The following is a 13,726-nucleotide window of genomic DNA, read 5'->3' on the forward strand; positions in this document are numbered from 1 at the left end:
CGCCCGCCCACCGCGGGTTTGTTATCTGAATTTTCGGGCCGGTCTCCGGGCTTGCGAGGGGGCGACTCTTGAAAGAGTCATCCTCAAAAGCATCTCCTTCCCATGCACAGGCACAGTGGATTTGACGCTTCGCTCGCTTACCGTTGCGGGGGCAGCACCGGACTTGTCATGCCGTCGATCGAACAACGTATGACTCACCGGTTTCCCGTTTCACCCTGTGAAGGGCACCCGAAACAAGTTGCATAGGAAAACACGCGCAGGCCTGGGCGTCAATTGAGGCGGGGGCGGGCGCTGAGTTGATAGCGGATGGGCAATATCTGTAATTGGTTTACGTGGCTGGCACGCTTTATTTCAATTATTCCTTATTGGAAGCTGCGCCTCTCAAATGTTGATGTGTCATTCACTTTGCGAGGCTTTTTTATGACAAGTGTATCCCGCGCCGGTTTTAATTCGGGTCGTGTTTTCGAACAGGCAGATCAATTGCAAAAGTTGGCAGAGCCCCAGCAACAGTCCCCCAGCGCCAACGCCGCTGTGCCTGGGGACAGTACCCTGCGCGCCGATGATCCATATTCGCGCGCCACCTTTCACAAACCCGCTTGGGCGCTGACCGATATGGCCCACCAGATCGATCGCAGGGGGCGTCGGTTGAAAGACAGTAATGGCGATGGAATAACGCAGCTTTCTTATACGTTCAATGAAGTTGCCGCCAACGAAAGTAAGTTCAATGAAACACAAAAAGCCCAGGCCAGGCGTTCAATGCAATCCTGGGCGGATGTTGCAAACATTACTTTTGAAGAAGACGCCGTTGGTGCCGAAGGCCGCTTGCGCTTTGTCAACGACAAGACACCGGCAGTCGCGGATGCAGTGTTCTCACATTACCAGGGCCGGGTGCGGATAAACCCTCGCTATGGGGATAACCACGCACCGACGGTCAACGGCTTCGGGCGCCAAACGCTCACGCACGAGATCGGTCACACCCTGGGCGCCGCCCATACCGGTGAGTATGACGCCACTCGCGGACCGGTCACCTACCAAACGCATGCCGCTTACGCACAAGACAGCCGGGCCTTTGCGATCATGAGCTATTTTGACGTAAGCAATACCCATCAGGATTTCAAGGGTCGATACGCCTCCTCGCCATTAATAGCCGATATCGCCTGGTCTCAGAAGGTTTTTGGTGCCAACCACCAGACGCGCAATACGGATACTACCTACGGTTTCAACTCCAATACCCTCAGAGACGATCTGTCCTTGAATTCATCCCGCGACGGTGCGGTGTTCTGCGTCTGGGATGGGGGTGGCACCGATACGTTGGATTTCTCCGGCTATCATCAGAACCAAGTGATCAACCTGCGCGCCGAGTCCTTCTCCGATGTAGGGGGGATGAAGGGCAATGTGTCCATTGCCAGGGGCGTTATGCTGGAAAACGCCATCGGTGGTTCGGGCAATGACGTGCTGATCGGAAATGACGCCGACAATCGCCTCAAGGGCAATGCCGGCGCGGACCGCATGCGAGGTGGAGCCGGCAGCGATACGTTCGTATACGACAATGCCGATGATTCGACGTTGTACGCCCCGGATCAGGTGACGGACTTTGTCAGTGGTCAGGACAAAATCGATATTTCCTCGCTGTTGCGCAAACATGACATCCGCTCGCTGACATTCGTCAGCCAGTTCACCGGGCGGGCAGGCGAGGTGGGCGTGGGCTACGATCCGCACACGAACGAGTCATGGGTCGTACTCGACTTGACCGGCAATGGCGAGATTGATCTATACCTCGAAAGCCTTGGGCAGATCAGGCATGCCGACATTATTGGCGATGTGCCTGTCAGCTATCATTACGTCTGAACCTTTCATCCCGGCTGCGGGAGATTGACCGCCGGCCGTGCACTGCGTAGCCTTGCCTGCTCGAGGTTCTTCGGCTGCGGCCGAAGCTAAGAAGGGAACGCGGTACAAGCCGCGGCTGCCCCCGCAACTGTGAAGGGTTCACCTGACTGCAATGCCACTGCCGATACGGCGGGAAGGCGCAGCCGGCGCCGGTCGTAGACCGGCAAGCCCCAAGCCAGGAGACCTGCCTCGCAATCGATTTTTCAATTCAACCGGGCGGGGTGATCCGGTGACGAAACCTGCTGCTGTGCGCCGTCGCAGAGCCTGTCGTCCCGTATGCCCGCCCCAAAGGGCATCCGATGAAAACACTGGCCAAACTCCCCGTCACCATCGTTACCGGTTTTCTCGGCTCGGGTAAAACCACGTTGCTGCGCCATATGCTCGACAACGCCCAGGGCCGTCGCATTGCGGTGATCGTCAATGAGTTCGGCGAGCTGGGCATTGACGGTGACATCCTCAAGCAGTGTTCCATCGGTTGCACCGAGGAAGAGGCCAATGGCCGTGTGTATGAGCTGGCCAATGGCTGCCTGTGCTGCACCGTGCAGGAAGAGTTCTTTCCGGTGATGCGCGAACTGGTGGCCCGGCGCGGCGACCTTGACCATATCCTCATCGAAACCTCGGGTCTGGCCCTGCCCAAGCCGTTGGTCCAGGCGTTCCAATGGCCGGAAATCCGCAATGCCTGCACCGTGGACGCGGTGATCACCGTGGTCGACAGCCCGGCCGTGGCCGCCGGTACCTTCGCCGCATTTCCCGACCAGGTCGACGCCCAGCGCAAGCTCGATCCGAACCTGGACCATGAATCGCCCCTGCACGAGTTGTTCGCCGACCAGCTGGCCAGCGCCGACCTGGTGATCCTCAACAAGGCCGACCTGATCAGCGCCGAAGACCTGGCCCGGGTGCGCCTGGAAGTAGCCGAGGAGCTGCCGCCGGCGGTGAAAGTCATCGAAGCCAGCAGCGGCCGCCTGCCACTGGACGTGCTGATCGGCCTGGGCGCCGGTTCCGAGGAGCATATCGACGCGCGCCACAGCCATCACGACCATCACCACGACGGTGAGGACGACCACGACCACGACGCTTTCGACTCCATCTCCATCGACCTGCCGCAAGCCGACGAAGCCCTGTTGCTCGATGCCCTGACGCAACTGGTGGTGCAGCACGGCATCCTGCGCATCAAAGGCTTCGCCGCCATCCCGAACAAACCGATGCGCCTGCTGATCCAGGGCGTGGGCACGCGTTTTGACAAGCATTTCGACCGTGCCTGGGGCGCCGACGAGGCCCGCACCACGCGCCTGGTGCTGATTGGCCAGGAACTGGATGCCGCCGGCCTAGAAGCGCAACTGCGCGCCGCCCTCAGCGTTTAACCATGCACCTGCTCAGGACCCAACCCGGTGGCTTCGTCGCGGACGACAATATTGCCGACCTTGGCCAAACCCCCGCTGAGCTGGTGATCCTGTGCAGCGGCGATTCCAGCCTGGCGCTGCTTGCCGAAGCGGCGCAGCAGCTGCCCGAGGATTACCCCAGCCTGCGCCTGGCCAATCCGATGCAGGTGCAGAACCACGCCTCCGTCGACCTGTACGTCGATGAGGTGTTGCGCCACGCCAAGGTCATCTTGATTTCCTTGCATGGCGGCATCGGTTATTGGCGCTACGGCATCGAGCGCCTGGTGGAATTGGCCGAGCGCGGCGTCACGCTGATTCTGGTACCGGGGGATGATCGTCCGGACCCGGAGCTCAGCGGCCTGAGCACCGTCGACGCGGCGCAGCGTGACCGGCTGTGGCAGTTCCTGCGCCAGGGCGGCCTGGGTAATGCGCTGGATTTCTATCGCTGCCTGGCCAGTGGCTATCTCGGGCGCGACTACCCATGGACCGAGCCGCACAGCTTGCCGCGCACCTCGATCTATCACCCGCATACCGCCAATGCCGGCCTTGAGCACTGGCAGGCGGATTGGCGCGCGGACTTGCCGGTGGCGGCGGTGCTGTTCTACCGCTCCCATCTGCAGGCCGCCAATACCGGGTTTATCGATGTGTTCTGCCAGCGTTTGCAGGCGGCGGGCCTCAACCCGTTGCCAATCGCGGTGGCCAGTTTGAAAGAAGCCAGTTGCCTGACGGTGGTTGAAGACTGGCTCGATGAAGTACAGGCGGCGGTGATCCTGAACACCACCGGCTTTGCCCAGTCGAGCCCCGAAGCGCCGCACCTGCGCCCATTCCGACGCAATATCCCGGTGATCCAGGCCATCTGCGCCCAGGACAACCAGCCCGGCTGGGAGGCCAGCGCACAAGGCCTGGGCCCTCGCGACCTGGCGATGCACATTGCCTTGCCGGAGCTGGACGGGCGCATTATCAGCCGGCCGATCAGCTTCAAGGACCTGGCCTGGCGCAGTGAACGCAGCCAGTCGGACGTGGTGTGCTACCGCGCCGCGCCCGAGCGCATGGATTTTGTCGCTGACCTGGCGCGCCGCTGGGTCGAGTTGGCGCGGCTGCCGAATGCGCAAAAGCGCGTCGCGTTGATCCTGGCCAATTACCCGACCCGCGATGGCCGTATCGGCAACGGCGTGGGCCTGGATACGCCGGCGGCGGCGCTGAACATCCTGCGCGCCTTGCAAGCCGAAGGGTATCCAGTGCCGTCCACCTTGCCGGACAGCGGCACCGCGTTGATCCACGCCTTGCTGGGCGGTGTCACCAACGACCTGGACAGCCTCGACCTGCGCCCGTGCCATCAAAGCCTGGGCCTGGACGACTATGCAGTGATGTTCCAGTGCCTGCCCGAGGCCAATCGTCAAGCTGTACTCGAGCGCTGGGGTGCGCCGCATCAGGACCCGATGTGCCGCGACGGCCGCCTGATGATCGCCGGCCTGCGCCTGGACCAGACCTTCGTCGGGATTCAACCGGCGCGGGGTTATCAGGTTGATCAGAGCGCGGTGTATCACGATCCTGACCTGGTGCCGCCCCACGGCTATCTGGCGTTCTACTTCTGGTTGCGCCAGACCTACGGCGCCCATGCGCTGATTCATGTGGGCAAGCACGGCAACCTCGAATGGCTGCCGGGCAAGGGCGTGGGCCTGTCGGAAAACTGTTGGCCGGACGTGCTGCTCGGCCCGCTGCCGAATATCTACCCCTTTATCGTCAACGACCCGGGCGAGGGCGCCCAGGCCAAGCGGCGCACCCAGGCGGTGATCATCGACCACCTGATGCCGCCCCTGACCCGCGCCGAAACCTACGGCCCGCTGCGCGACCTGGAATTGCTGGCCGACGAATATTACGAAGCGCAGTTGCTCGACCCGCGACGCGCGCTGGAATTGCAGAAAGACATTCTCAAGCTGGTGCGCGAAACCCGTATCGACCAGGAACTCGAGCTGGACGGCGAGGCCGATGCCGACGTCTGGTTACCGCGCCTGGACACCTACCTGTGTGACCTGAAGGAATCACAGATCCGCGACGGCCTGCATGTCTTCGGCGAATCGCCGGCGGGGCGCTTGCGTATCGATACCTTGCTGGCCTTGCTGCGCATTCCCCGTGGCGATGGCCGTGGCGCGCAATCGAGCCTGTTGCGGGTGCTGGCCAAGGCGTTCGAACTGGGTTTCGATCCACTGGACTGCGCGCTCGCAGAGCCGTGGACCGGGCGGCGGCCCGAGGTGTTGCGCCAGCTTGATGCGCAAGTGTGGCGCACCGCCGGCGACACCCGCGAGCGCCTGGAACTCTACGCGACGCGCTTGATCGAGCAGGCGTTGGAGGGGCCGCTGGAGCAACTGGAGGAAGCTGGCTGGGAAGAGGTGAAGGCGGTGGTCGAAAGCCTGCGCATGGTCGTGGCGCCGCGCCTGGATGCCTGCGGCCCGGCGGAAATGCGCGGCCTGCTGGACGCCCTGGGTGGTCGATTTGTACCGGCAGGTCCCAGTGGCGCGCCGAGTCGCGGCCGCCTGGATGTGTTGCCCACGGGGCGCAACTTCTTCACCGTGGATGTGCGCAACCTGCCGACCACCACGGCCTGGCGCATCGGTTTCCAGTCGGCCAATCTGCTGCTTGAACGGCATCTGCAGGACCATGGCGATCATCTGCGCCAATTGGGCCTGTCAGTGTGGGGCACTGCCACCATGCGCACCGGTGGCGACGATATCGCCCAGGCCATGGCGCTGATGGGCGTGCGTCCGGTATGGGCCACCGGCAGCCAGCGCGTGGATGACTTCGAGATTCTGCCGATCAGTCTGCTGGATCGTCCGCGTGTCGACGTGACGCTGCGCGTGTCCGGCTTCTTTCGCGATGCGTTTGCCAACCTGATCCGCCTGTTCGATGCGGCGGTACAGGCGGTGGCGGCCCTCGACGAGCCGGACGACATGAATCCATTGGCCGCCAAGGTGCGCAGCGAGCGCCAGGCGCTGCTTGAGTCGGGCCTGGACGCAGAGGTCGCGGCGAAACAGGCCGGTTGGCGCATTTTCGGCGCCAAGCCAGGCGCCTATGGCGCGGGCGTGCAGGGCGCGATTGACGGTCGCCTGTGGCAAAGCCGCGAGGACCTGGCCGAGGTCTATCTGAACTGGGGCGGCTACGCCTATGGCGGCGCCGACGAAGGCACCGCCGCCCGTGGGCAATTCGCCCAGCGCCTGAGCCAGGTGCAGGCGGTGCTGCAGAACCAGGACAACCGCGAGCACGATGTGCTCGACTCCAACGATTACTACCAATTCCAGGGCGGCATGCTCGCCGCCGTGGAAACCCTGAGCGGCGACAAGGCCGCCAGCTATCATGGCGATCACAGCCAGCCGGACCTGCCGAAAATCCGCACCTTGAAGGAAGAGCTCAATCGGGTGGTGCGTTCCCGTGCGGCCAACCCGAAGTGGATCGAAGGGGTGAAGCGTCACGGCTATAAAGGCGCGTTTGAAATGGCTGCGACCGTGGACAACCTGTTCGCCTTCGACGCCACCACCGCATTGATCGACGATCACCAATACGCGTTGCTCGCCGACGCCTACCTGCTCGACCCAGACACTCGCGCGTTTGTGCAACAGCACAACCCCGACGCCCTGCGCGACATGACCGAACGCATGCTCGAAGCCCAGCAGCGCGGTATGTGGCAAGCGCCGGGCGCCTACCGCGAAGCGTTGGAAAACCTGTTGCTGGATATGGAAGAAGACAGCTGATGACCGATAGTGCGCATTTCCCGCTGGCCGCCGTGGTCGGCGCAGATGAGCTGAAACTGGCGCTGTGCCTGAATGCGATCGATCCCAGGATCGGCGGTGTACTGATCGAAGGTCCGCGCGGCATGGCCAAGTCCACCCTGGCCCGAGGCCTGGCGGACCTGCTCGGCAGCGGGCAGTTTGTCACCTTGCCCCTGGGCGCGACCGAGGAACGCCTGGTCGGCACCCTGGACCTGGACGCCGCGCTCGGCGAGGGCCGCGCGCAGTTTTCCCCCGGCGTGCTGGCCAAGGCCGATGGCGGCGTGTTGTACGTCGATGAAGTCAACCTGCTGCCCGATCACCTGGTCGACCTGTTGCTCGACGTGGCCGCCAGCGGCACTAACCTGATCGAACGTGATGGCATCTCCCATCGGCATGCGGCGCGGTTTGTGCTGATCGGTACGATGAACCCGGAGGAAGGGGAGTTGCGCCCGCAGTTGCTCGACCGCTTTGGCTTCAATGTGGCCTTGAGCGGGCAGACATTGCCGGCCGAGCGTGGCCAGATCATCCGTCGCCGCCTGGATTTCGACAGTGACCCCGTCGCGTTCTGTGAACGGTGGGCCGAGCCGCAAGCCGCTTTGCGCGAACGCTGCATCCAGGCGCGCGCGCGCCTGGACCGTATCGAGCTGGATGACCAGGCCCTGGCACAAATCACCCAGCGTTGCTTTGCCGCCGGCGTGGACGGGATGCGCGCCGACCTTGTGTGGCTGCGCGGTGCCAGGGCCCATGCCGCCTGGCGCGGGGCCGGGGCCATCGCCGAGCAAGATATAGACGCGGTCGCCGAATTTGCCTTGCGTCATCGACGCCAGGAGCAGGCACCAGCGCCCAGCCCGCCCAGTCAGGCCCAAGCCCCGCAAGCCCCGCAAGCCTCGAACCCTTTGCCCGGCCAAGGCCAATGGGGCGATATGCCCGCGCCGGCCCTGCCCACCGGCGCCCGCCGCGATGTGCCCGCCTGGCCAAAAAAGCCCTAGGCATTCGCCCTCGACCTGACGCGGGGGCGGATGCCCGGCCCCAGGCGGGGCGATTGGACAACGGCAGGCAAGGCAAGGCGCGCAGCGCGGGACAGGGCCGGATCAATTGGCCTTGCACCTTGCTCGGTGGCAGGCCGCAACGCCGTGAAGATTTACGCTGGCATCTGCGCAGCCACTCTGCCCATGAACTCTGGCTGGTGATTGTCGACGCCTCGGCTTCCACCCGGCGACACCGGGCGTTGAGCGATGCCAAGGGCCTGTTGGCGCAATTGTTCGATGACGCCTACCGGCAAAGGGCGCGCCTGGCCTTGCTGACGGCCAGCGGGCGAGCGCCGCAGTGGCAGGTGCAGGGCTTGAAGGCGGCAAAAAGCCTGGCGGACTGGCTTGAGCAACTGGGCGCCGGTGGCGGTACGCCGCTGCTGGCAGCCCTGACCGAGGCGGGGAATTGGCTGGTGGCGCGGCGCAAGCGTTACCCGGCAGAGCAGCAGCGTTTGCTGGTGATAACCGATGGGCGGCTCAAGATGATCGATGGGTTGCCGCCGCTGGCGTGCCCGGGATGGCTGGTGGATATCGAGCGCGGGCCGATCAGGTTGGGGCGGGCGCGAGAGCTGGCTATCGGGCTGCAGCTGGATTATCGGCATATCGATGATGTGTAGTGCCTGGCCAGCCGCCATCGGGGGCAAGCCCCCTCCCACAGGGAAACGCATTCCAAATGTGGGAGGGGGCTTGCCCCCGATAGCGGTCTGCAATACACCGCAGATTTATCAGCCTGCCCCCAGCACATTCGGCCAAAGATCCGCCACCAGAAACAACCGCTCCGCTTCCTCCCAATCCTCACCGTTCTCCACCAGCCGCACCAGCAACTGCGCCGGCGCCATCGGGTCCAGGTCTGCCAGCCAGCCTTCCATCTGCTCCTCACTCCACACCTCATCCGCCGGGTAGTGCGCCGGCGCCAGCCACGCGTGCCGGGGCAGGGGTTGCCAGCGGCCGGCGGGGCGGGTGCCGACAAAGTCCGGCCAATCGCGCTGATGCAGCCAGCGCCCGCGCAAATGCTGCGGGTGGGCGCCGAGGGGCGGATGGGCCTGGCCCGGCCATGGATAAAGCAGGTACCCGCCCAGCCACAGGTGCGCATCGAACTGCTGGATATCCAGCGCCGCCAGGGCCTCGCGGCTCTCCGGGCGCGCCGAGATCGGTAGTTGATGCTGGACCAGGTGGGTCAGTTTGCGGTCCAGGCGGTCATGGCAGCCGGGGCCGAGCCATTGCGCGGTGTCCTGCCCGTTGCCGTCCTGTGGGCCAAGATAGAGTTTGATCGCCAATTCCAGGTGATGCACGCCATCGCGGTCGCGCAGCAGCATATCCAGTTCGCCCAGGGTGTGCCCGGCACGGCGGATCGGCAGGTTGGCCGCCAGCAGCTCCACGCCCGGCGCGTGCTGCACGGCGAACTGCCACAGGCGCTCATAGTAGAGGCCCAGGCGCCGGGTGCGCGACAGGCTCAGCCACTGCTGCAACGCGCGGTTGTCCTGGTCGAGCGCGCGTAACCAGGCTTCGAGCAAATGCGGCGCCTGTACCCAGTCGCTGCCCGCCAGCGGGTGGCGTTGCGGCCACGGGGTCTGTGCGAGCATTGGAGGCGCCAGCATTACCCACGCCAGGTCGCGCACCTCGGGGTGGCGCAATTGGCGGGGCAGGGCATGCAGGTCAGGGAACAGAGTCATGGTGCGAGCATAGCCTCTTGAGTTGCGTGCGGGTGCCTGGGCGTTGCCTGAGAACCATTGTCATCACAGGCCTGCGGCGACAAAGGATTTTGCCTGAAGCGGCCTTTCGCCCATAATCCTTTCTTTTTGCCATACCCCTATGCCCGCAGGAGCCCCATGGAGCAATTTCGCAATATCGGCATTATCGGTCGCCTGGGCAGTACCCAGGTGCTGGACACCGTCCGCCGGCTGAAAAAATTCCTGCTGGAACGCCACCTGCATGTGATCCTCGAAGACACCATCGGCGAAATCCTGCCGGGCCACGGCCTGCAGACCTCCTCGCGCAAGATGCTGGGCGAAGTGTGCGACATGGTCATCGTGGTCGGCGGCGACGGCAGCCTGCTCGGCGCGGCCCGTGCCCTGGCGCGGCATAACGTGCCGGTGCTGGGGATCAACCGGGGCAGCCTGGGGTTTCTCACCGATATTCGGCCCGACGAGCTGGAAGTCGAAGTGGCCAAGGTGCTCGACGGCCATTATCTGGTGGAAAACCGCTTTCTGCTGCAGGCCGAAGTGCGCCGCCACGGCGAAGCCATCGGCCAGGGCGATGCCCTCAATGACGTGGTGCTGCATCCGGGCAAATCCACACGGATGATCGAGTTCGAGCTGTATATCGACGGCCAATTCGTGTGCAGCCAGAAGGCCGACGGCCTGATCGTCGCCACGCCCACCGGCTCCACCGCGTATGCGCTGTCGGCCGGTGGCCCGATCATGCATCCCAAGCTCGATGCCATTGTGATCGTGCCGATGTATCCCCATATGTTGTCGAGTCGGCCGATTGTGGTCGATGGCAACAGTGAGCTGAAGATCGTGGTGTCCAAAGACATGCAAATCTATCCGCAAGTCTCCTGCGACGGGCAGAACCATTTCACCTGCGCCCCCGGTGACACCATCACCGTGAGCAAGAAGGCCCAGAAGTTGCGCTTGATCCACCCGCTGGATCACAACTACTACGAAGTGTGCCGCACCAAGCTGGGCTGGGGCAGCCGCTTGGGGGGTGGAGGCGACTGATGCTCGATCCCGCGCGTAGCTACGACCTGATTGGTGACGTGCACGGTTGTGCCCATACGCTGGAGCACTTGCTTGAGCAGATGGGTTACCACAAGCAGGGCGGCACCTGGCGCCATCCGTCGCGCATGGCGGTGTTTCTCGGCGATATCATCGACCGTGGGCCACGCATCCGCGAAGCGCTGCATATCGTCCACGACATGACCGAGGCCGGCCAGGCGCTGTGCATCATGGGCAATCATGAGTTCAATGCGCTGGGTTGGACCACGCCGGCACCGCCGGGCAGCGGCAGGCAATTCGTGCGCGAGCACAACCCGCGCCATGCGCGGCTGATCCAGGAAACCCTGACCCAATTCGAACAGCACCCGGCCGACTGGCATGACTTCCTCGGCTGGTTCTACGACATGCCGCTGTTTGTCGACGCCGGGCGTTTCCGTGTGGTGCATGCCTGCTGGGACGAGGGCTTTATCCAGCCGCTGCGCGCGACCTTCCCGGATGGCTGCATCGATCAGCATTTCCTGCAGGCCGCCGCCGTACCGGGCAGTTTTGCCTGCAACGCGTTCGATCGGCTGTTGCGCGGCACCGACATGCGCCTGCCCCACGGCCTCACCCTGACCGGTGGCGATGGGCTGACGCGTTCGTTCTTTCGCACCAAATTCTGGGAAGACGACCCGAAAACCTACGGCGATATCGTGTTCCAGCCCGACGCCTTGCCCGAGCCGGTGGCGCGCACGCCGTTGTCGTCCACTGAAAAGAATTCCCTGCTGCGCTATGGCGTCGACGAGCCGTTGTTGTTCGTCGGTCATTACTGGCGCAGCGGCAATCCGGCGCCGATCCGCCCGAACCTGGCCTGCCTGGACTACAGCGCGGTGCTGTACGGCAAGCTGGTGGCGTATCGCCTGGACCAGGAAACCCGCCTGGATCCGCATAAATTCGTCTGGGTCGACGTTGAGCGACCTGAGGTTATCCAATGAGTACCGTGGCTGTATTGCGCCTTCCCCTGAGCGTCGACCTGGGCGGTTTCGTCAAATTGCTGCAACGCATGCAGGTGCCCCATCGCGTCAGCGAGGAAGCGGGTGAGCAAGTGCTGTGGGTGCCCGAGACCATCAGCGACGACGTGCGCGTGTTGTACCAGCGCTTTCCCGCCGGCGACCCGGACCAGCAATTGGATATTCCCGAGCAGGCACCGGTTGCGCGTCCCAGCTTTATCCAGCAGGTCCGGCATAGCCCGGTCACAGCCCTGGTGCTGCTGGCAAGCCTGATCGTGGGCGCGGTGACGCTGCTCGGGGAAAACCTGCAAACCATGGCCTGGCTGACGTTCCTGCCGTTCCGCGTGCTGGGCGAGTACATCCAGTTCACGCCGTTGGCCGACAGCCTGGCGTCCGGTCAGTGGTGGCGGTTGGTCACGCCGATGCTGATTCACTTCGGCATCCTGCACCTGGCCATGAACGGCATGTGGTACTGGGAACTGGGCCGACGCATTGAAGCGCGCCAGGGCGGCATCAACCTGCTGGGCCTGACCTTGTTGTTCAGCCTGGTCTCCAACTACGCGCAGTACGCCTACGGCGGCCCGGGCCTGTTTGGCGGTTTGTCCGGCGTGTTGTATGGCCTGCTCGGGCATTGCTGGATCTTTCAGTTGCTCTCGCCCAACCCTGCGTATCGCCTTCCCCGTGGGGTGCTGGTGATGATGCTGGTGTGGCTGTTGCTCTGCCTGTCGGGGCTGGTCTCGATGATCGGCTTCGGTGAAATCGCCAACGCGGCCCATGTGGGCGGCCTGGTTATCGGTTGCCTGACCGGTTTGCTCGGCGGGCTCTACAACCGCCGCAAATCGTCTATTTGATAAGGAAGAGCCTTATGTCCTCTTTTGCTGAAATGATCGAAAACATCACCCCGGATATCTATGAGAGCCTCAAGCTCGCCGTGGAAATCGGCAAGTGGTCCGACGGCCGCAAGCTCAGCGCCGAACAGCGCGAGCTGTCGTTGCAGGCGATGATCGCCTGGGAACTGCAGAACCTGCCCGAGGACCAGCGCACCGGCTATATGGGGCCGCAGGAATGCGCGTCGAAATCGGCACCGGTGCCAAACATCCTGTTCAAGTCGGATGCGATCCATTGATTGAAATCGGTCGCGGTGCAGTCAGCAAAATGTCGGCGAAACTCGGTGAGCCGACCGTTCAATACGCGTTTCGCCTGGGTGATACCGAAGTGCCGGTCAACCCTTTGATCGGTACCCATATTCGCCTGGAATACCTCGGTGCCATTCATTGCAGCCATTGCGGCCGCAAGACCAAAAACAGCTTCAGCCAGGGTTATTGCTACCCGTGCATGACCAAGCTGGCCCAGTGTGATTTGTGCATCATGAGCCCCGAGCGTTGCCATTACGACGCCGGTACCTGCCGCGATCCGGGCTGGGGCGAAACGTTCTGCATGACCGACCATGTGGTGTACCTGGCCAACTCGTCGGGGATCAAGGTCGGCATCACCCGCGCTACGCAGTTGCCGACCCGCTGGCTCGACCAGGGCGCCAGCCAGGCGCTGCCGATCATGCGCGTGGCCACGCGCCAGCAGTCGGGTTTTGTCGAAGACCTGTTTCGCAGCCAGGTCGCCGACAAGACCAACTGGCGTGCGCTGCTCAAGGGCGACGCGCAGTCCGTCGACCTCAAGCAGGTACGCGATGAACTGTTCGCCGCCTGCGCCGAAGGCTTGCTGGGTTTGCAGGAACGCTTTGGCCTGCAGGCCATCCAAACCATTGCCGACGTCGAGCCGATCGAGATCCGCTACCCGGTCGAGCAGTATCCGGCCAAGATCGTCAGCTTCAACCTGGACAAGAATCCGATTGCCGAAGGTACGCTGCTGGGAATCAAGGGCCAATACCTGATCTTCGACACCGGTGTGATCAATATTCGTAAATACACGGCCTACCAGCTCGCCGTGCATCAGTAGAAGGATGCC

11 protein-coding genes and 2 riboswitches are annotated in these 13,726 nt (G+C 63.4%); of the genes, 10 read left to right on the forward strand and 1 reads right to left on the reverse strand.

Annotated features, from left to right (window positions below; genetic code table 11):
• Nucleotides 1–19: 19 nt before the first annotated feature.
• Nucleotides 20–247, reverse strand: a riboswitch (cobalamin riboswitch).
• Between the two features lie 59 nt (nucleotides 248–306).
• From TU82_RS21240 to TU82_RS21260, 5 genes are all read left to right on the forward strand, one after another.
• Nucleotides 307–1,848: a M10 family metallopeptidase C-terminal domain-containing protein gene (locus TU82_RS21240; protein ID WP_231982757.1), complete on the forward strand. Its 1,542-nt coding sequence runs from the start codon at nucleotides 307–309 to the stop codon at nucleotides 1,846–1,848.
• Between the two features lie 46 nt (nucleotides 1,849–1,894).
• A riboswitch (cobalamin riboswitch) is annotated at nucleotides 1,895–2,093 on the forward strand.
• Nucleotides 2,094–2,186: 93 nt separating this feature from the next.
• Nucleotides 2,187–3,248 (forward strand): cobalamin biosynthesis protein CobW, encoded by a 1,062-nt coding sequence (gene cobW / locus TU82_RS21245; protein WP_057725181.1) that lies wholly within the window; start codon nucleotides 2,187–2,189, stop codon nucleotides 3,246–3,248.
• A gap of 2 nt (nucleotides 3,249–3,250) precedes the next feature.
• Entirely contained in the window at nucleotides 3,251–7,012 is a 3,762-nt protein-coding gene (cobN, locus tag TU82_RS21250; RefSeq protein WP_057725182.1) for a cobaltochelatase subunit CobN, read from the forward strand.
• Nucleotides 7,012–8,019 (forward strand): magnesium chelatase ATPase subunit I, encoded by a 1,008-nt coding sequence (locus TU82_RS21255; protein WP_057725183.1) that lies wholly within the window; start codon nucleotides 7,012–7,014, stop codon nucleotides 8,017–8,019. The genes cobN and TU82_RS21255 overlap by 1 nt, the downstream gene beginning before the upstream one ends.
• 53 nt (nucleotides 8,020–8,072) lie before the next feature.
• Entirely contained in the window at nucleotides 8,073–8,675 is a 603-nt protein-coding gene (locus TU82_RS21260; protein ID WP_057725184.1) for a vWA domain-containing protein, read from the forward strand.
• Nucleotides 8,676–8,783: 108 nt separating this feature from the next.
• On the opposite strand, the gene TU82_RS21265 is transcribed toward TU82_RS21260, so the two are convergent.
• Nucleotides 8,784–9,731: a DUF1853 family protein gene (locus TU82_RS21265; RefSeq protein WP_057725185.1), complete on the reverse strand. Its 948-nt coding sequence runs from the start codon at nucleotides 9,729–9,731 to the stop codon at nucleotides 8,784–8,786.
• Nucleotides 9,732–9,887: 156 nt separating this feature from the next.
• Here TU82_RS21265 and TU82_RS21270 point away from each other — a divergent pair, with 156 nt between their 5' ends.
• The 5 genes from TU82_RS21270 to TU82_RS21290 are packed head-to-tail and all read left to right on the forward strand — an operon-like array spanning nucleotide 9,888 to nucleotide 13,717.
• Entirely contained in the window at nucleotides 9,888–10,778 is an 891-nt protein-coding gene (locus TU82_RS21270) for an NAD(+) kinase (RefSeq protein WP_057725186.1), read from the forward strand.
• Nucleotides 10,775–11,749, forward strand: coding sequence for a metallophosphoesterase (locus tag TU82_RS21275; RefSeq protein ID WP_162276159.1), 975 nt, complete (start codon nucleotides 10,775–10,777; stop codon nucleotides 11,747–11,749). The genes TU82_RS21270 and TU82_RS21275 overlap by 4 nt, the downstream gene beginning before the upstream one ends.
• Entirely contained in the window at nucleotides 11,746–12,615 is an 870-nt protein-coding gene (locus TU82_RS21280; RefSeq protein WP_057725188.1) for a rhomboid family intramembrane serine protease, read from the forward strand. Before TU82_RS21275 ends, TU82_RS21280 begins: the two co-directional genes overlap by 4 nt.
• A 14-nt stretch (nucleotides 12,616–12,629) precedes the next feature.
• Nucleotides 12,630–12,890: a YeaC family protein gene (locus TU82_RS21285; protein ID WP_057725189.1), complete on the forward strand. Its 261-nt coding sequence runs from the start codon at nucleotides 12,630–12,632 to the stop codon at nucleotides 12,888–12,890.
• Nucleotides 12,887–13,717: a DUF2797 domain-containing protein gene (locus tag TU82_RS21290; RefSeq protein ID WP_057725190.1), complete on the forward strand. Its 831-nt coding sequence runs from the start codon at nucleotides 12,887–12,889 to the stop codon at nucleotides 13,715–13,717. Before TU82_RS21285 ends, TU82_RS21290 begins: the two co-directional genes overlap by 4 nt.
• Nucleotides 13,718–13,726 lie beyond the last annotated feature (9 nt).

The sequence above is a fragment of the Pseudomonas orientalis genome, assembly GCF_001439815.1.
In the GTDB taxonomy this organism is placed as follows: Bacteria; Pseudomonadota; Gammaproteobacteria; order Pseudomonadales; family Pseudomonadaceae; genus Aquipseudomonas; species Aquipseudomonas orientalis.